Below are 19,431 nucleotides of genomic sequence, written 5' to 3'. Positions count from 1 at the left end.
CCATGCAAATTCAAGTACTAAAATCAAAAATTCATCGTGTAAAAGTAACGGGGGCCGATTTAAATTACATTGGCAGTATTACCATCGATGAAACGCTACTAGAAGCTTCAAACATTATTGAAGGTGAAAAAGTAGCCATTGTAAATATTAATAACGGAGAACGTTTTGACACTTACGCCATCAAAGGTGAAAGAAATTCAGGCGAAATCACACTGAACGGTCCAGCCGCTCGTAAAGTTCAAAAAGACGATATTATCATCATTATATCTTATGCTACATTGGACTTTGAAGAGGCCAAAACTTTCAAGCCTTGGATTATTTTCCCAAATGAAAAAGACAATTCGTTAACCTAATTAAAGAAAAACAAAGTCATAAAGAGGAGTATGTTTGCAAAAACACACTCCTCTTTTGTTTTTTATAAACATTTTTAAAAAAATAGATAAACTACAATATTATTTATTTTATGCTATTTTTGAACTTCAAATAACGAAATAAAACCAAGTTATGTCCAAAGTAAAAACTACTTTTTTTTGTCAAAATTGCGGAACACAATTTGCCAAATGGCAAGGACAATGTAACTCTTGCAAAGAATGGAACACCATAGCCGAAGAAATCATTCAAAAACAAGACAAGGTAGCTTGGAAAACAGAATCATCCCAAAACAACAGAGTCTCCAAACCTTTAAAAATCAAAGAGATTGACTCCACACAGGAGGTTCGAATGAATACTACCGACTCTGAACTAAACCGTGTCCTTGGAGGCGGGTTAGTACCTGGTTCTTTAACGCTTTTAGGCGGTGAACCAGGAATTGGAAAAAGTACACTCTTACTTCAAATTTCGTTAAAATTACCCTATAAAACATTGTACGTTTCAGGAGAAGAAAGTCAAAAACAAATCAAAATGCGCGCAGAACGCATCACTGATTCTAGTGACAACTGTTACATTTTAACCGAAACGAAAACACAAAACATCTTCAAACAAATTGAAGCTATTGCACCCGAAATTGTTATTATTGATTCTATTCAAACGCTTCATACGGACTATATAGAATCTACTGCTGGTAGCATTTCTCAAATTCGGGAAACCACTGCTGAACTCATCAAGTTTGCTAAAGAATCCAATATTCCAGTGATTCTTATTGGTCACATTACAAAAGACGGAAATATTGCTGGTCCTAAAATCTTGGAACATATGGTCGATACGGTACTTCAATTTGAAGGCGACCGAAACCATGTATACCGTATTTTACGTTCCCTAAAAAACCGTTTTGGTTCCACAGCCGAAATTGGAATCTATGAAATGCTAGGAAGCGGATTGCGCGAAGTTCACAATCCTTCTGAAATATTAATCTCGCACAAAGACGAAGAATTATCTGGAACCGCCATTGCCACCACTCTTGAAGGAATGCGACCACTAATGATTGAAATCCAATCTCTTGTCAGCACTGCAGTTTACGGAACACCTCAACGTAGCACCACAGGATATAACGCCAAAAGATTAAATATGATCCTAGCTGTACTTGAAAAAAGAGCAGGTTTTAGATTAGGAGCCAAAGATGTTTTCCTCAATGTAACGGGCGGAATTTCTGTTGACGATCCTGCCATTGACTTGGCTGTTGTTGCAGCCATTTTATCCTCAAACGAAGATATCCCAGTAAACAAAGGTTTTTGCTTTGCAGGAGAAGTAGGTTTATCTGGTGAAATTCGTCCCGTAAACCGAGTAGACCAACGCATTCAAGAAGCCGAAAAATTAGGATTTTCTACGATTTTTGTATCTAAATACAATAAAATAGCGCTAAAAAATCCAGGAATCAAAATTGAATTGGTTGCCAAAATCGAAGATGTAGCAAGTATGTTGTTTGGATAAAATTTATTTTTAAACAAATAATCTGAATTAAAATAAACTTAATAGCCCTCATCGGCTATAATCAACACCTTCACAGATTAGCAAATAAAAACCAGCCACTTCAACCACTTAACTACCTGACAACTATTTATTTCAATGTTTTTTTCGTACCTTTAAGAGGTGTCATTTTTTATACTATTTCAGTACTATCAAAAAAGACTTCAATTAACAAATAAGTACAGTTACGCTAATCTTTATTCACAGTTAACGAACTATAGTTCCTATATTTTTCAGTAATGAAGCGTATTTGAACAATGGAACTTATATAAACCTTTTCGACGAAAATTAGCGAACTAAAATTAAAATGCACCTGATAAATAATATCAAAAGCAATCTATTTTTAACCTAAAAAACCAATACTCATGAAAAAGCAAACTGGCATTTGGATAGATACAAAAAAAGCAATCATAGTAACGATAGACGGTCAAAATGAATCCATCACCGAAATCCTATCAGATATAGAAAACCCTGTACATCACAACGGCGAAGGAAACAAAGGCGCTTTTTTTGGCGACCAACACGTAAATTCAGAAAAAACATTTGACGAAAGAAAGAAACATCAAACCAATAACTATTTGAAAAATGTTATTTCTAAAGTGGCAGAAGCCGATGAATTGTATGTTTTTGGCCCAGCAGAAACAAAGAACAAACTACAGCAAAAAATTAATAGTGAAAAAACCGAAATAGCTACTAAATTAAAATTAGTTGAGACCGCTGATAGCATGACCCAAAATCAAGTTGTAGCACAAGTAAAAAAATTCTTTAAGAAATAACCTAAGTTAAAATATTACGAAGAAGCTGTTTCACGAAGTTAAGCTACACCAAAAAGTTAGATGCTATATGGATGCAATGCAAGTTGTGAGACCCGCTGCACGAAGTCGTCTAAAAAAAATTCCTAGAAATAGGGGTATGCTGTGCGAAGTCTCCCGACTTCGTACCCATTCCTATATGCCGTTCCAAATTTCTAAAACTCAATATTCATTATAACGAGTAAAATTATTCAAATTTAAAACATCAACTATCGGAATCTCTGCTTTTTCTATTTTTAGTAAGCCTGTATCCGAAACATAATTACTGGCACTTGAATAAGTATAATGTGATGCTTTCTCTACAATTCCTGCACGAACAGGATTTAAGTGAATATAATCCAACTTTGACCACATAAACTTGTTGCTGTAAATTTCTTCAGGATGATTGCCATACTGCCAAAACTGATAATTTTTGTTTCTTGAATGACTTTCGGTTGCCAATTTAAAACGCTCTAACATCCATTGGCTCCGCCGAACCACTTCGTTAGGTTTCACTTCGACTCTCGGCATCTGATTTTATTTTTTCTATAATTTTTGTAGCTGTAAATTTCTTAAAATCTCGCAACAAATCCGATAACTCGCCATCGCCAGATTGCACTACCATATGAATATGATTACTCATAATCACATAGCCGTACAAAACCATTGGCTTTTCTTTGATACAAAAATCCAAACAGCCTATAACGATGTCTCTATAATTTTTTCTTGTAAAAACATCAACCCAATCAACAACGGTTGCCGTTACAAAATGTGGCAAAGTTTGGTTTCTTATCTTGTATCCTTCAGATATCACTTTTTTATTCAAATATGTAGTTTTTTACTACAAATAAACATTTTTTTTGCCTGATTAACTGTGTGAACTATTGGAACGGGTACGAAGTCGGGAGACTTCGCACAGCAATCCCCGACTTTTAATAACGTTTTTCTTTTATGGAACACTTTGCATAGCTGGGATTCAATTTTGTTAAATAAATTTACAAATTTTAGGTCAGTTTACGGATAAGCATATTTTATTTTAAAACTTTAAACTCAATTTTTCTACATTTAATTATAAAATTAGAGTTAGGATTTTCTTCTAAATAATCAAAATGATCTATTGGAAAAAAATCAAAAGTTATTACTCCATCTTCTTCTTTTATATAAACATCTTTTGGTGCAAAATCAGATATTCCATTTTCTCCAATTAATTTATAAAAAATAACTTCTATAAAAGAAATCTTTACTTTTTCATAGTTATAATTTTTACCTTTATTTGCACAATGAATAATTAAATCAAATACATTTTCATTATTATTCTCGAATAACTTAATTTCTGAAATCCAAGAATCTGAAAACTCATAATAATCTTCTATTATTTTCTTAATCATAAAACTTAATTTTTAAAAATATTTTTTGGGAATTAACATAAAAGGTATATGATTTTCTGGCAAATGCCCACTCTGCATATTTCCTGGGATACTAAATTTGTGTCCATGTGGAGCTCCCATATTATGATTTTTATAATTAATTTCAAATTCAATATTACCATTACTATCATAAAAATGTTTTGAAATTGGCTTACCATTTGACGTTGTATAATCTTTTGATGAATTAGGAATATTATTAGGTTTCGGAGAATCTGTATTTATGTAACCTTCTGGATATTTTCCAGAATTAGTTTCTCCTGTTGCTTTCGCCTGTGCTTTAATTGCATCTCTTACTTCTGGACTGTTTTCAAATTTAGTTCCTTTGTTTTGGTTACTAGTTGCAATGACCGATATTGACGGCTTTGATTTAGTACCCATCCAAATTCCCGCACCGCTGTCTTTTGCTGCTTGAAAACCCGAAATACCTCCACCTACTGCTCCAAATATTGCCGACATTCCTAATCCCGCATTCCAATCATTACCAGTTACCAAATTGGTAAATGCAGTTAAAGCAGTTGAATTAGCCGCTCCAGCAAGTTCGTGAAAAATATAAATGACCAATTTTGAAACTCAAAATTTGGTCATTTTTTTATTTCTTGAAAAAAAACAAACTTACTTCTGAATGTGCCTTCGCACAGCAATTCCCGACTTTTAATAACGTTTTTCTTTTTATCGAACACTTTGCATAGCTGGAGTTGACCTTTTACTTGACTTCCTGGATCACCAATCATTGGAAATATTACAAAAATCATCATTTATGTATTTTTTAATATAATCCTCCGTAAGTTTTAATTTATTCGATATTGTGCCGTATTCTACACCATCAAATCCTTCAAAAAGTAATTCATCATCTTTCTTTATTTCAATTGACTGAAGATCTTCTTGAATATTTTCTGATAAAATGCAATTTATTAATAATTTTCTGTTAAGATTATCCAATTTTATTTTTAGATAGTATTCATATTCAGAATCTTGCAACACTCTTAACAATAATTTCGAACTTAAATTAGGTGCCTGTAAATAACAGATTGAATTTTCAGGCATTATTTTCAAAGTATCTATAAAAAAATCTTTTTCTATCATCTATTTTAATATTATGTACCCTTGTTTGGTAAGCTTATACCTTTAACATCTACATCCCTATGACTCACAGGAATAAACCTATTTTAGGACGAGACAGGGTGCTCTTTTCTTGCATATATAAAAGAATCTAAACTATCGAGTTTTGAGAATAAATCGTTGCTAAATACACATCTTTCTTCAACTGTTTCAAAATCTATATCCGCCAATATTTGCCCTGCTATATTACTTAAATTTTCATAATCGTCCTCAATTGGCATCCTGTCTAAATAACAAATAATCGTGAGTTTTTTAGAATCAAATCCAATCGCAATTGCCCTAATTTCAACATATATTTCACCTAGAATAGCTCTCTGCGCAGATAATAAGACATTCCTAAATAAATCAATATTTTTTTCCATTTTTTCCATTTTTTAACTATAATTACGGTCTTGATGGAACAAAATGAACTCCATTTTTCCCAGTAATCATTATAGCTTTTGTTGTCTGAGATGCAGCACCTCCGAGATTGATATCCCTAAAAGTACCTATTCCTGTTCCAAAATCTATCCTTGTTTTTACAGAATTAATCGTCTGTAAGCTTTTAATATTACCTGATTGAACATTTTCCAAAAGAGTATGTGGGTTAGCATCTAAAATACTTCTACCGTCCATATAATTATTATGATCTAATAAATGTTTGCCTTGATTTCCCATATCAATTTCTACATTAGTAGCTTTCGCTTGTGCTTTAATTGCATCTCTTACTTCTGGACTGTTTTCAAATTTAGTTCCTGAGTTTTGATTACTTGTTGCAATGACCGATATTGACGGCTTTGATTTAGTACCCATCCAAATTCCCGCACCGCTGTCTTTTGCTGCTTGAAAACCCGAAATACCTCCACCTACTGCTCCAAATATTGCCGACATTCCTAATCCCGAATTCCAATCATTACCAGTTACCAAATTGGTAAATGCAGTTAAAGCAGTTGAATTAGCCGCTCCAGCAATCGCCCCTGGAATTATTCCTACTGCACCTACAGCTGCACTCATATAAGCTCCTGCCATACCAGTAACCGCACCAAAAGCTGCACCAGTCAAACCTGCCACTAAGGATTCTCCAAAGTTTCCACCATTTAATGCAGTACCTAATGTTCCTCCAACAAATCCTGCTCCAGCCCCAGCCCAAAAAGCAACTGCTAATGGAGTTGCAGTTCCCATAGAAGCTACAATGACAACTCCTGTAACTACCGCAGCTCCGACAGTGACCACACTTTTCCAATTTTTATCTAACCACCTTCCAGCCGATTTAAACGATATTTCCCCACTAGGATCGGTATACTTCAAAGGATTATTAAGAACGTACCCATACCTATTATAATTCTGCGTATTAGAAGGATCTTGCACATAATTATCAGGTTGTAAAAATCGATGCAATTTAGGATCGTATAAGCGCCCATTCATGTGTATGAGTCCTACGCTTTGCAAATGCTCATGACCTGTATATCCTCTATCCAATAAAGTAAGACAGTTTAGCGTATTACCTGCACCATCTTGCACCAAAACATTTCCCCAAGCATCATACAAGCGTTTTTCTAGTACCATTCCTGAGTTGTCGCTTATAGCCACAATACTGCCTTGATAATCTCGCTGTAAAAATAAGTAATTTTGGGTGGTTCCGTCACTTTTTAACACTAGTGGTGCGGTGTAGCCATCACCACCTATGTAGGTTATAAACTCAACAGCTCCAGTGGTGCTATTATGTTTTATCTCCATACTACTATCAGCACTGTAGTATTTACGTAAGGGGCGTAATGATTTATCATTAGCGAGACTACCGTAGAACATTGTACTACGACCGTTGCTATCATTATAGGTAAAACTAATTTTATCTTTGCCTACTTCTTCTATTTCATAGGGACTTTTGAAGGCGTTATAACTAATGTTTTGCTCTGTATTCCCTTGATAATATGCTAGAGCATCTGGTGTTACTGTCACTGAGGTGTTTTGATACGGCTTAGGGCTATTGGAATAATTGTATGTTCCCACTGCATTTTGAGTGATTCTTCCACGGTCATCATAACTTTGTGTTTCGGTTATTCCAGCAACGTTTTTATATGTTGTAAGACGGTCTAAGGAATCATAAGTAAAGCTTTCGCTCCAATTAAACAAGCTATTGGTTCTACTCGTTAAATTACCTCTTTGCTCATCAAATACGGTGTTAAGGGTCATAATATTACCTGAATAACCATTTGCCCTATCTTGCTTTGATTGGGTTATAAACCCATAACTATCGTAGGTATTGCTAATACTAATATTTCCATTAGCCATTTTGGCTGTAGTAAGTTGCCCTCGTGTATTTACATTGTCTGTTTGCCACAATATCTGGGGATACCGCTTCTTTTTTTATTCTCACACTCATATTTTTATTAAACTTTAGATAAATATCCGTAGCCTAACAAAAAAAGTTATTATTTTAGCCCGTTGCAAAATATTAGCCCGTTCATGAGAACCCGAAAACAAAAAATACTACTATTTTTAAAAATAACTTTCGCGATTGCTACTATCGTAATTATTGGTCTTTTTAGCTTTAGGAACACGCTTTTGGATCAATTATTAACCCGAACCACTTCCAAAGCTGCTTACCAATACGACTGTAACTTCACTATAAAAGAAGCTTCTTTCGATGGTTTTTCAGGCGTAAAATTGACTAATGTAATTCTTGCTCCAAAGAATGCAGACACCCTTTTTAAAATCCAAAATATTGAAACCACAATTAATATTTGGAAATTATTCTTAGGAGATGTGCAAATCGGCACATTAAAAATCAACAATGGTTACGTACAATTGACTCAAAAGGGCAAGCTGAAAAATTTTGCCGCCTTTATAAAAAAAGACAGCACTGAAAACACTAAGAATGACAAATTAAACTACGCTTCATTTACTTACAAAACCATTTCAAAGCTTTTGAATTTGGTTCCCACAAATATGAATATTGAAAATCTAGTTTTCAAACTTGATGACAATGACAAAAAAGCAACTATTGACATCAAAAAACTGATACTTGTCAATAAGAATATCGAAACAGCCATTCATGTGCAGACCAATACTTTTACGCAACGATGGAAAATCAAAGGACTAGCTGACCCTCGAAACAAACAAGCCGATATCCGATTCTTTAATTTAGACTCAGGAGCTATCAAACTACCTTATTTTGACGAACGCTATAATCTAATTTCGAGTTTTGATTCCATACGTTTAAACATTCAAAATATTGAAAAAAGCAGAGGTGAATTCCATTTGGACGGTTTTGCTTCCATTGTAAATTTGAAAATTAACCATCCCAAAATTGCCCGCAAAGACGTTTTTTTAAAAAATGCCCGCTTTGACTATCGTTTCCTTTTAGGCGCTGATTTTATTTCAATAGATAGTAGCTCTACGGTTCAATTAAACAAAATAAAACTACACCCCTACTTGTCCTACAATACTGAAGATGACACTATTTACAGGCTTAAAGTAGCAATCCCAAAAATGAAAGCCCAAGATTTTATCACCTCGCTTCCTGAAGGGCTATTTACCCATTTTGAAGGAATGGAAACTACGGGTTATTTTAATTATAAATTGAATTTTAAATTCAACAAAAACAAACCAAATCAGTTAGTATTTGACAGCAATATCAAAAAAGAAAATTTACGAATTACTAAATATGGCGAGGCAAACCTCAGCAAAATCAATAGTGATTTCACGTATCGAGCCATCATAAAAGACGTACTGCAACGCCCAATTTTGGTTGGACCAGACAACCCTAATTTCACTCCTTTAGACCAGATTTCGCCTTATTTACAAAAAAGTGTTTTAACATCCGAAGACCCTTCATTTTTTAATCATCGTGGTTTCATCAACGAAGCTTTTAAACAGTCCATCGCCAAAAACATCAAGACAAAAAAATTCTCCAGAGGCGCAAGTACCATCAGCATGCAATTGGTCAAAAATGTTTTTCTAACCCGCGAAAAAACATTATCTCGAAAACTAGAAGAAATATTACTAGTCTACCTATTAGAAAACAACCGAATCGCAAGTAAAGAACGCATGCTCGAAGTATATTTCAACATTATCGAATGGGGTCCAAATGTCTACGGAATTGGAGAGGCTAGCCAATATTACTTCCAAAAAAAACCTATCGATTTAACCTTAAACGAATGCTTGTACTTGGCACGAATTATCCCAAGTCCCAATAAATTCATGTATCATTTTAACTCCGAAGGAAACCTAAAAGATTCCTCTAAAAAAGTTGCATCTTTCATAACCAACATTATGATAAAAAGAGGGCTTTTGACTATTGAAGACACAATCTACAAAACACAACCAGTTATTATATCTGGTCCTGCGAAATCATTAATCAAAATAACAGTTAAAGATTCGACCAAAATAGATTCTTTAATTACTCCTAAACTTACTCCTGTTCCGATAGTAAATCCACCAAAAAATAGCCGTTTTTAGAAAACTAAAAACGGCGATTTTAAAAAATTAAAATATTTGAACAAAATATCGTCCCTTCAAATTTTAATTACGGAGCAGGATTTGGATAAACCGCTTGAACCGCTTCAATTAGGTCAAAAATTTCGGTTGAAAGTTTTATCCTAAAAGATTCTATATTTTCTTTTAATTGCGGAATTGAGGTTGCGCCAATAATAGTACTAGTCACTGATGGTTGTTGATTCACAAATGCCAATGCCATTTGTGTCAAGGTCAAGCCATGACTGCTCGCAATATCATTATACATCTTTGTAGCTGCCGTGCTTTGTTCACTACTATAACGATTGTACTGTGGAAACAAATTTAATCGAGCTTTAGGATGTTTGACTTTTTCATCTAAAAACTTCCCTGTTAATACCCCAAAACCTAAAGGAGAATAGGCCAATAAACCAACATTTTCTCTATAACAAATTTCAGCCGAACCCACTTCAAACAAGCGGTTTAACAATGAATACGGATTTTGAACCGTTGCTATTTTAGGCAAATTGTATTTTTTGCTTTCTTCTAGAAAACGCATCAAACCCCATGGGGTTTCATTTGAAACTCCGATAGCTTTTATTTTTCCAGCCTTGATAAAACCATCTAAGGTCTCTAAAACTTGATGTATATTGTCCTCCCATTGATCATCTTTCACCTTAAATCCTCGCTGTCCAAAAATATTAGTCTTTCGTTCAGGCCAATGCAATTGATACAAATCGATATAATCCGTTTGCAAACGTTTAAGACTATTATCCAATGCGTATTGTAAACTTTCAGGTGAAAAGTCTAATTTCTCACGCATATATCCAAAAATCGGGCTTGGTCCCGCAATTTTACTGGCCAATACAACCTTCTCTCTTTTACCCGTACTTTTAAACCAGGAACCTATTATTTTCTCAGTACTTCCGTAAGTTTCCTTATGGCTTGGAATAGAATACATCTCAGCAGTATCAAAAAAATTCACGCCTTTTTCAAAGGCATAATCCATCTGAGCATGACCTTCGGATTCAGAGTTTTGTTGACCAAAAGTCATCGTACCAAGGCACACTTCGCTTACCTTTATATCTGTATTGGGTAATTTATTATATATCATATCTTAATTCTTTAATCAGCAACAAAAGTATCTAAAATACAAAAAAGGTTCAAAGAATAACTCTGAACCTTTTCTTAAAATTAAACCTTTCTAGTTGATTTCATTCAACATTTTAGAAATTTCATCTAACCGCGGAGTCAAAATAATTTCAATTCTACGATTCTTTGCTTTTCCTTCGGCAGTAGCATTAGTTGCTAATGGAGAAAACTCCCCTCTACCTGCTGCAGTTAGGTTTTGTTTATTGATCATTTTGTTTTCACTCAAAATGGCAACAATAGCTGTCGCTCTTTTTGTTGATAAATCCCAGTTATTCGCAATAGGACCTGAAGCTAGATAAGGATCATCATCTGTATGTCCTTCAATCAAAACCGAAATTTCGGGATTGTCAGCCAAAACTTTCCCTACTTCCACTACGGCCTTACGACCTTCTGAGCCTACAGACCAACTTCCTGAACCGAACAGTAATTTATTCTCCATAGAAACATAAACTTTTCCGTTCTTTTGTTCTACAGTCAATCCTTTGCCTTCAAATCCATTTAATGCATTTGACAAAGTTTCTTTCAACTTGCGCATGTTTTCTTCCTTAGCTGCAATCAAAGATTCCAGTTCTTGCAATCGTTGTGCACTTTTGTTCAAACGCTCTTGCTCGATGGCCAAAGCCTTAGACTTAGCATCCAATTGCGAAAGCAAATCACGATTTTTGCTCATATTGGCTTGCAAAGCTTCGTTACTGTTTTTCTCCAAAGCCTTATAGGAAGCGTCTAGATTTTTAAATTTATCATTTAAAGCTGCATATTCCGCATTTAATCTTTCACGTTCCGATTTAACTTTAGCTAATTCTGACTTCAAAGCGTCTTGATCTAATTCTAATTGGTTTTTGCTTTTTAAAAGTTCCGCATTTTCATCCGAAAGGCTTCTATTTTCTTTCTTAAGATCGGTATATTTACTCTCTAATTCATTATAAATCTTCTTAGAAACACAGGAACTGGTCATTGCAACGAGCAACAATCCGATGGAAACTTTTTTAATCATCAAATTCAATTTTTAAATATTAATATACTGTTTATTTTATCTCAACTACAATGGGACAATGGTCAGAATGTTTGGCTTCGGGCAAAATCAAGGCTCTTGTAATTCGCTCTTTTAAAGGTTCACTCACCAAACAATAATCTATACGCCATCCTTTATTATTCAATCTAGCGGAAGGAAATCGCATCGTCCACCAGGTATAATTATCAGGTTCTTTATTTAAAAAACGGAAACTATCAATAAATCCATTATTTAAAAAAGCATCCAACCAAGCCCGCTCTTCAGGTAAAAATCCAGAGACTTTTTTATTTCGAACAGGATCATGAATATCGATTGCCTCGTGACAGATGTTATAATCCCCGCAAATCACAAGATTAGGAATTTCCTTCTTCAAATTTGTAATATATTCTTGAAAATCATCCATATATTTAAACTTGTGACTCAAGCGTTCGCTGTTAGTCCCAGAAGGCAAATACAAACTCATTACCGAAACGGTATCAAAGTCTACTCTTAGATTCCTTCCTTCAAAGTCCATGTGCTCAATTCCCGTGCCATAAACCACATTATTGGGTTTTATTTTAGACAAAATAGCCACTCCGCTATACCCTTTTTTTGTAGCAGGAAACCAATAATGGTAAGGATAACCCGCAGCTTCAAAATCTTCTAAAGGAACTTGTTCAGGTGTTGCCTTAATTTCTTGTAAACAAATCACATCAGGGTCTGCTTGTTGCAACCAAGTAATGAGTCCTTTAGTAATTGCTGCTCTAATTCCATTTACATTATAGGATATAATCTTCATATTTTTAATTTTATTGCATTTTTCAAAAGTACTAAAAAATAAAAAGGACTATGGATAATTCCTGAAATTAGAAATAGTCGATGGCTAAATAATGGAGTTTTTTTCTATCTTTGTTTTTCGCTCAAAAAGAAAAAAACATATGGGTCTAGTTACTGCCAAGGAAGTTGCAAAAGCTATCAATATTGAAAAATACGGGATTTTAGGAACTTTTTCAGGTTGGCTATTAATGAAAATTCTAAAAATATCAACTTTAAACAAAGTTTATAATAGGAACAAACATTTACAAGAAGTAGCCTTTCTAAATGGTGTTCTAGATGACTTGAAAATTAAATTTGAAATACCCGAAGAAGATTTAAAACGAATCCCAAAAGACGGCCCTTATATTACCATATCCAATCATCCTCTTGGCGGAATTGACGGTGTTTTATTATTGAAATTAATGCTTGAAAGAGAGCCTAATTTCAAAATCATTGCCAATTTTTTACTACACCGTATTGAGCCTCTTAAGCAATACATCATGCCGGTTAATCCTTTTGAAAATCATAAGGATGCCAAATCTAGCGTGGTAGGAATTAAAGAAACATTACGTCACCTGAGTGATGGCAAACCTCTTGGTATGTTTCCAGCCGGTGAAGTCTCTAGTTACCGAGACGGTCAATTAATGGTCGACAAACCATGGGAAGAAGGAGCTATCAAAGTCATCAGAAAAGCACAAGTTCCTGTGGTCCCTATTTATTTCCACGCCAAAAATAGTCGATTATTTTATTTACTATCCGCAATCAGTGGTACACTTCGCACAGCGAAATTGCCATCTGAAGTTTTTAGTCAAAAAAAACGAGTGATTAAGGTTCGTATAGGAAAGCCCATTTCAGTAAATGAACAAAACGAATACAAAACCATTGAAGCCTACTCAGAATTCCTGAGAAAAAAAACCTATATGCTTGCTAATCCTTTTGAAAAGGAAAGCAAGTTAATCTCTACTCCAAACCTAAAACTACCTAGGAGCCCAAAAGAAATCGTAACTCCAGCCAATACTGATAATATTGTTAGTGAAGTTTCAGCACTAAGAGAAACCGATTGCCGACTTTTGCAAAGTAAAAATTATGAAGTCTTTTTTGCTGGTGCAGACAAAATACCTAATGTCCTCCATGAAATTGGAAGATTACGTGAAATTACCTTTAGAGAAGTCGGTGAAGGAACAAACGAGTCTATCGACTTAGACAAATTTGACCAATATTACCACCATTTGTTCCTATGGGATGAAGAAGCAAAAAAAATAGCTGGCGCCTATAGAATGGGATTAGGTTCTGAAATATACAAAAACCACGGTATTGAGGGATTCTATTTGAATGACCTTTTTCGTTTTGAACCCGAATTGCACGATATGATGAGCAAAAGTATCGAAATGGGACGTGCTTTCATCATCAAAGAATACCAACAAAAACCAATGCCTTTGTTCTTACTTTGGAAAGGAATTATACATACTACTCTCCGTTTTCCTGAGCATAAATTCTTAATGGGTGGCGTAAGTATCAGTAATCAGTTTTCGGATTTCTCTAAATCGTTGATGATTCAATTCATGAAATCGAATTATTACGATCCTTATATTGCGCAATACATTCATCCTAAAAAAGCCTACAAGGTTAAACTAAAGGATGCTGATAAAGATTTTATCTTTAATGAAACCGAAGCCGATTTAAATAAGTTTGATAAAATTATTGACGAATTAGAACCAGGCGTTTTACGTTTGCCTGTATTAATCAAAAAATACATCAAACAAAATGCAAGAGTGGTAGCCTTTAATGTGGACCCACTTTTTAATAATGCCGTTGACGGCTTAATGTACATTCGTATCGAAGATATTCCTGAAAGCACTATGAAACCTGTTATGGAAGAATTTCAGGCAGAATTAGAACGAAAACTAAACGAAAAAGGAGAACATGAACATGACTCTGAAATATAACAAAAAAGGCCTCGAAAATCTCGAGGCCTTTTTTTATGAATTAGAACCACTTTTTTGTATGAAGTTGGTAGGTATCGTAAAATTCCTCATCCGATTTTGACAAATAAAGAAATCCTTCCATTATCCCTAAGAACCCCGTCAACATTCCCATAGTTACAGCGCTCATGATGAGCCAAATAATTCCTTCTTTGACATAGCCTAAAAGAAATTTATGAACACCAAATGGAGCTAACACTATAGCTAATATACCTGCTGCCAATCGTTTACTATCTTCCTCATAAGAATGCGGATCATTCCAATGCATATGACTTGAATTTTCCATGATTAAGTAATTTAAGGATTTTTATATCTCCTAAATTTACGAAAAAAAACTCAATTACTCATTCTTTTACAACGACAACAAACACACAACATTCTAACTTAAAGACTATTACAAACAAAAACAGCTATAAATCATACTTCAATTTAATCTTATCCACGATTACTTGTGCCAATCGTTTGTGGCTTTCAAAAGTCCAACCAGCGACATGAGGGGATAAAATTACATTATTAGCTCCTAACAAATACTGAAAGGCTTCTGGAGTGTCATTTTCTTGAAAAAGGGTTTCAAAAGAAGACTTCTCATACTCCAACACATCTAGTCCCGCACCTAATATTTTTCCAGACTCTAAGGCAGCAACTAGGTCCGTCGTAACAATGTTTTTACCTCTTGATGTATTCATAAGCCAAAAAGGCTTCTTAAAACCATCAATAAACGCTTCATTAACCATTCTATTAGTTTCTGGTGTCCAAGGAACATGTAAACTCACTACATCTACCTTTTGTTGAAACTCTTGAAAGGAAACTTGTTTGGCATTTTCGTCACCTACATTTTCTTTAATGTCATAACAAAGTACATCGACTTCAAATCCTCTTAGTTTTTTGGCAAATGATTTTCCCATATTGCCGTAGCCAATGATTCCAACGGTTTTCCCATCGAGTTCATGACCGCGGTTACTTTCACGATTCCATTGGCCCGAACGGATTTCTCTATCCGCTTTATTGAGATTGTTGAACAAAGACAAAATCATTCCTAAGGTATGTTCCCCAACAGCATTACGATTGCCTTCTGGCGCAGCAATTAAGGTAATGTTTTTAGATTCGGCATAATCACAATCAATACTTTCTAATCCAGCTCCTACTCTTGCAATAAACTGCAAGTTGGTCGCTTTGTCCAAAAATGTTTGATCTATCTTGAATCGACTTCTAATGACAACGCCCTGATAATTTTGAATTTTAGATTCAATTTCTTCTTTTGAAGAAGAAAAATCTTCTTGATTGACAAAACCAGCAGATTCTAACTGCTCCATCATGATGGGATTGTTGCTATCGATATGTAGAATCTTAATTTCTCTCAAAATATTTTATTTAAACCCAAAAACACATTAATTATTTCAGTTTGAGGACTATCCTTTGATTTTTTTCAAAGCCGATTTAATTCCGCGAATAAGAGACGAACTAAAACCATGTGATTCCATCTCGCTCAATCCAGCAATGGTACAACCTTGTGGCGTTGTTACGCGGTCAATTAATTGTTCTGGATGCACCTGTTCTTCCATTAACATTTCAGCAGCACCTTTAACGGTTTGAGCTGAGATTGCCAAAGCAGTTTTCCAATCAAATCCAATTTCGATTCCTGCTTGCATGGAAGCGCGCATATAACGCAAAGCAAAAGCAGTTCCACTAGCAGCCAAAACGGTTGCAGCATCCATCAATTTTTCATCAATAACAGGTGCTGTTCCAAGTCCTTCAAACAAAGTTACTAACTGTTGTCCGTAGCTTTCTTTGTCCTCTTGAAAGCTGACACATGTCGCTGATTCACCAAATTGAGCAGCAATATTAGGCATCACACGAATGGCGTGATGATTGGTCCCAATTTTATTTTGAAGTGACTCAATTGACAAGCCACTTACTGCCGAAGCAATGATTTTATTGGACAATACAGGCAGAATTTCAGCCAATACCAAATCTACTTGGTAAGGTTTAATAGTCAAAAGAACTACATCAGCTTCTTGAATGTTATGTTTATTATCTGAAGAAACCGTAATTCCTAGTTCTTCAAGATGTTTGATATTCGCTACATTACGTCTTGTAACAGTAACTTGGTTTCCTTGTGTAAACTTGGCAATTCCTACTGCAACTGAAACTCCAAGATTTCCACCACCTATAATGTGTATTTTCATATTGAATTATATCTATGTTATTTTAAAATCCTAAAATCAGTTTTGCGATTGAGAAATAAATCAAAATTCCGCAAATATCGTTACTGGTTGTGATAAATGGACCAGTTGCCAAAGCAGGATCAACTCCAAACTTATCCAGCAACAGGGGAACAAATGTCCCAATAAGAGACGCAATAACAATCACAGAAATCAAAGCACAACAAATGACAAATCCCATAATTAATGGTTCGTCTAATAACAAGTAACTCCCTAAAAACAGAATCACAGCTAAGATAGTTCCATTTAACAAACTCAATGAAATTTCTTTGATGAGTCGATTAAACAAAGAACCACTTAAGGTGTCATTTGCCAAACCTTGTACAATAATTGCCGATGATTGTACGCCCACATTTCCTGCCATAGCGGCAATAAGAGGTGTGAAGAAAAATAATTTACCATGCTCTAGCATTGCGCCTTCAAACAATCCTAACACTCGTACGGTAATAAATCCACCCAATAAGGCCAAAACTAGCCAAGGCAAACGTGCTTTGGTCAATTCAATGATGCTATCATCTGCTTCAACGTCTTGAGAGATACCCGCAGCTAACTGGTAATCCTTATCAGCTTCTTCACGAATTACATCAATAATATCATCAATGGTAATACGACCTACTAATCGGCCCATTGCATCGATTACTGGAATCGCTTCCAAATCGTACTTTTGCATGATACGAGCCACCTCCACATCTTCAGCGTCTACGCTTACTGAAGTCACGTTTTTAATATATATATCCGAAATTTGAGCTTTGGTAGAAGTGGTCAATAAATCTTTGAGCGACAACCTACCCTTCAATCGATTCTCATCGTCAACCACATAAATAGAATGTACACGAGAAACGTTTTCCGCTTGTGCACGCATTTCCTTCACACAAGTTAAAACATTCCAGTTTTCATTGACTTTGACAAGCTCTTTCCCCATAAGTCCACCAGCGGTATCCTCATCATAGCGTAGCAAGTCAATAATGTCTTTGGCATGCTCTAAATCTTCTAATTCTGAGATTACCTCTTCTTTTTTGGATTGTGACAACTCAGCAATAATATCTGCCGCATCATCGGTATCCAACTCGTCTAACTCCTCTGCAATTTCTTTTGCCGAAAGGCGACTTAATATATTTTCTCTTAAATCATCTTCTAGTTCCAGAAGAATCTCAGCGGTCTTCTCAGAATCTAAAAGCTTAAAGATATAGGTTGCCTCATCAAAATCCAGTTCATCTAATACCTCGGCTATATCAGCATGGTGCATGTCATTCAACAAGGACTCTAATTCCCTGTCGTTTTTATTGACAATGTGCTGCTCTAGTTCTTGTATTAAATCTTTACTGATTTTGAATTCCATCGGCTTCTATTTTTTGAGTCAATTCAATAAATTGTGCAACGCTTAGTTGCTCAGGTCTAAGGTTAAACACTTCGTCTTCCCTTAAAATGTCGGACAAATTTAAGGTTTTTAAACTGTTGCGCAAAGTCTTTCTACGTTGCTGGAAAGCCGTTTTTACAACGGTAAAAAACAATTTCTCTCCACAAGGCAAACTAAAATCTTCTTTTCGTCTTAAACGCAATACTCCCGACTTCACCTTTGGCGGTGGATTAAATACATTTTCGTCCACAGTAAACAAATACTCCGCATCATAAAAAGCTTGTGCCAAAACGGATAAAATGCCATACGTCTTACTTCCTTTTTTCTCGCAAATACGCTCGGCTACTTCTTTTTGAAACATTCCTGAAAACTCAGGCACTTGCTCTTTGTATTCTAGCATTCGAAAGACAATCTGAGTCGAAATATTATAAGGAAAATTACCTACAATAGCGAATTGTTTTCCAGCAAAAATTTCATTAACATCATACTTCAAGAAATCTTTGGAGATAATCTTTCCTTCTAACTTTGGATAATTAACTCCTAAGTAGTCCACAGATTCTGTATCGATTTCCACTACATAAGTAGTCACTGGTTTTTCTAACAAATACTTAGTCAACACTCCCATTCCTGGACCTATTTCCAAAACATCTTCGTATCCCTCTATGCTCAAGGTATCAGCGATGTCTTTAGCGATACTTTCATCTTTTAAGAAATGTTGTCCTAGGTGTTTTTTTGCTTTTACTTTTTCCATATTTCTATAAGGTTCTAAGTTACTAAGTAACTTAGATACTAAGTTTTTATTCCCTGAAATCTGATCACTGATTACTGAAACTGACTACTATTTTAATGTTCCGATATCACTTGTAATTCTGTACGGAAAGTGAGCATTCTTTCTCCAAATATTTCTTGTCCTTCGGCCTGTAAGGCAGCCGCGTCTTCTAAATAATATTTCTCCAGAGTCTCTTTACTATCCGTAGTGTATTGTGTAGAATAGGTTACACCTCCCATTTCTTCTTCGACCAAAACACGAACCAAACGAGCTGAAATAAATTTCCCAGTTGCAATCATTTCTGGAATGTGTTTGTGCTGCATCCAGATCATCCATTGGTCGTGTACGCTCTCGTGTATGTTTGTAGTAACGTTGTATATTATCATGTTTTCTTTTTTTTGTTTAATTGGTTAATCGGTTAACTGGTTAATCGAAAGAATCTTCTAAACTATTAAACAGTCAACCCTTT

At 35.0% G+C, this 19,431-nt stretch carries 21 protein-coding genes; 5 read left to right on the top strand and 16 right to left on the bottom strand.

What is annotated here, in order from left to right; genetic code table 11:
* Positions 1-2 precede the first annotated feature (2 nt).
* From panD to ACNH59_RS06340, 3 genes are all read left to right on the top strand, one after another.
* Entirely contained in the window at positions 3-353 is a 351-nt protein-coding gene (panD, locus tag ACNH59_RS06350; RefSeq protein ID WP_320890497.1) for an aspartate 1-decarboxylase, read from the top strand.
* A 151-nt stretch (positions 354-504) separates the two neighbouring features.
* Positions 505-1,866, top strand: coding sequence for a DNA repair protein RadA (gene radA, locus ACNH59_RS06345; protein WP_418264590.1), 1,362 nt, complete (start codon positions 505-507; stop codon positions 1,864-1,866).
* A 401-nt stretch (positions 1,867-2,267) separates the two neighbouring features.
* Positions 2,268-2,678 (top strand): hypothetical protein, encoded by a 411-nt coding sequence (locus tag ACNH59_RS06340; protein ID WP_418264589.1) that lies wholly within the window; start codon positions 2,268-2,270, stop codon positions 2,676-2,678.
* A 198-nt stretch (positions 2,679-2,876) separates the two neighbouring features.
* On the opposite strand, the gene ACNH59_RS06335 is transcribed toward ACNH59_RS06340, so the two are convergent.
* The 7 genes from ACNH59_RS06335 to ACNH59_RS06305 form a co-directional block, all read right to left on the bottom strand.
* A complete protein-coding gene (locus ACNH59_RS06335) occupies positions 2,877-3,155 on the bottom strand; it encodes a hypothetical protein (protein WP_418264588.1) in 279 nt (92 codons plus the stop codon).
* Between the two features lie 43 nt (positions 3,156-3,198).
* A complete protein-coding gene (locus tag ACNH59_RS06330; protein WP_418264587.1) occupies positions 3,199-3,519 on the bottom strand; it encodes a transposase in 321 nt (106 codons plus the stop codon).
* Positions 3,520-3,724: 205 nt separating this feature from the next.
* Positions 3,725-4,081, bottom strand: coding sequence for a hypothetical protein (locus tag ACNH59_RS06325; RefSeq protein ID WP_418264586.1), 357 nt, complete (start codon positions 4,079-4,081; stop codon positions 3,725-3,727).
* Between the two features lie 12 nt (positions 4,082-4,093).
* Positions 4,094-4,681: a hypothetical protein gene (locus ACNH59_RS06320; RefSeq protein WP_418264585.1), complete on the bottom strand. Its 588-nt coding sequence runs from the start codon at positions 4,679-4,681 to the stop codon at positions 4,094-4,096.
* Positions 4,682-4,840: 159 nt separating this feature from the next.
* Complete coding sequence (locus ACNH59_RS06315; RefSeq protein WP_418264584.1) at positions 4,841-5,203, bottom strand: hypothetical protein; 363 nt, start codon at positions 5,201-5,203, stop codon at positions 4,841-4,843.
* 83 nt (positions 5,204-5,286) lie between these two features.
* Entirely contained in the window at positions 5,287-5,601 is a 315-nt protein-coding gene (locus tag ACNH59_RS06310) for a hypothetical protein (RefSeq protein WP_418264583.1), read from the bottom strand.
* 22 nt (positions 5,602-5,623) lie between these two features.
* The gene (locus tag ACNH59_RS06305) at positions 5,624-7,510 is read right to left on the bottom strand and encodes an RHS repeat-associated core domain-containing protein (protein WP_418264582.1); all 1,887 of its coding nucleotides are present in this window, start codon (positions 7,508-7,510) and stop codon (positions 5,624-5,626) included.
* A gap of 174 nt (positions 7,511-7,684) precedes the next feature.
* Between ACNH59_RS06305 and ACNH59_RS06300 the strand changes: the two genes are divergently transcribed.
* The gene (locus ACNH59_RS06300) at positions 7,685-9,679 is read left to right on the top strand and encodes a transglycosylase domain-containing protein (RefSeq protein ID WP_418264581.1); all 1,995 of its coding nucleotides are present in this window, start codon (positions 7,685-7,687) and stop codon (positions 9,677-9,679) included.
* A gap of 67 nt (positions 9,680-9,746) precedes the next feature.
* Here ACNH59_RS06300 and ACNH59_RS06295 read toward each other — a convergent pair whose 3' ends face one another.
* The 3 genes from ACNH59_RS06295 to ACNH59_RS06285 form a co-directional block, all read right to left on the bottom strand.
* Positions 9,747-10,787, bottom strand: a complete 1,041-nt coding sequence (locus ACNH59_RS06295; protein ID WP_418264580.1) for an NADP(H)-dependent aldo-keto reductase — start codon at positions 10,785-10,787, stop codon at positions 9,747-9,749.
* Between the two features lie 90 nt (positions 10,788-10,877).
* Positions 10,878-11,819, bottom strand: a complete 942-nt coding sequence (locus tag ACNH59_RS06290) for an OmpA family protein (RefSeq protein WP_418264579.1) — start codon at positions 11,817-11,819, stop codon at positions 10,878-10,880.
* A gap of 31 nt (positions 11,820-11,850) precedes the next feature.
* Positions 11,851-12,615, bottom strand: a complete 765-nt coding sequence (locus ACNH59_RS06285) for an exodeoxyribonuclease III (protein WP_418264578.1) — start codon at positions 12,613-12,615, stop codon at positions 11,851-11,853.
* A gap of 139 nt (positions 12,616-12,754) precedes the next feature.
* On the opposite strand from ACNH59_RS06285, the gene ACNH59_RS06280 reads away from it, so the two are divergent.
* Positions 12,755-14,578: a GNAT family N-acyltransferase gene (locus tag ACNH59_RS06280; protein WP_418264577.1), complete on the top strand. Its 1,824-nt coding sequence runs from the start codon at positions 12,755-12,757 to the stop codon at positions 14,576-14,578.
* Positions 14,579-14,618: 40 nt separating this feature from the next.
* On the opposite strand, the gene ACNH59_RS06275 is transcribed toward ACNH59_RS06280, so the two are convergent.
* The 6 genes from ACNH59_RS06275 to ACNH59_RS06250 all read right to left on the bottom strand — a co-directional run bounded on the left by ACNH59_RS06275 (position 14,619) and on the right by ACNH59_RS06250 (position 19,348).
* Positions 14,619-14,900, bottom strand: coding sequence for a TM2 domain-containing protein (locus ACNH59_RS06275; RefSeq protein WP_418264576.1), 282 nt, complete (start codon positions 14,898-14,900; stop codon positions 14,619-14,621).
* 124 nt (positions 14,901-15,024) lie between these two features.
* Positions 15,025-15,930, bottom strand: coding sequence for a 2-hydroxyacid dehydrogenase (locus ACNH59_RS06270; RefSeq protein ID WP_418264879.1), 906 nt, complete (start codon positions 15,928-15,930; stop codon positions 15,025-15,027).
* A gap of 93 nt (positions 15,931-16,023) precedes the next feature.
* Positions 16,024-16,800 carry a pyrroline-5-carboxylate reductase gene (gene proC, locus ACNH59_RS06265; RefSeq protein WP_418264575.1) on the bottom strand — a complete coding sequence of 259 codons (777 nt, stop codon included), beginning with the start codon at positions 16,798-16,800 and terminating at the stop codon, positions 16,024-16,026.
* Positions 16,801-16,822: 22 nt separating this feature from the next.
* Positions 16,823-18,175, bottom strand: coding sequence for a magnesium transporter (gene mgtE, locus ACNH59_RS06260; protein ID WP_418264574.1), 1,353 nt, complete (start codon positions 18,173-18,175; stop codon positions 16,823-16,825).
* On the bottom strand, positions 18,156-18,944 hold the full coding sequence (rsmA, locus tag ACNH59_RS06255; protein ID WP_418264573.1) for a 16S rRNA (adenine(1518)-N(6)/adenine(1519)-N(6))-dimethyltransferase RsmA: 789 nt from the start codon (positions 18,942-18,944) through the stop codon (positions 18,156-18,158). Before rsmA ends, mgtE begins: the two co-directional genes overlap by 20 nt.
* A 92-nt stretch (positions 18,945-19,036) precedes the next feature.
* Positions 19,037-19,348: a DUF4286 family protein gene (locus tag ACNH59_RS06250; RefSeq protein ID WP_418264572.1), complete on the bottom strand. Its 312-nt coding sequence runs from the start codon at positions 19,346-19,348 to the stop codon at positions 19,037-19,039.
* Between the last annotated feature and the right edge of the window lie 83 nt (positions 19,349-19,431).

This window comes from Flavobacterium faecale, assembly GCF_048320115.1.
GTDB lineage: Bacteria > Bacteroidota > Bacteroidia > Flavobacteriales > Flavobacteriaceae > Flavobacterium > Flavobacterium faecale_A.
Note: the sequence above shows the minus strand (reverse complement) of the source record. Positions and strands in the feature narration are given on the sequence as shown.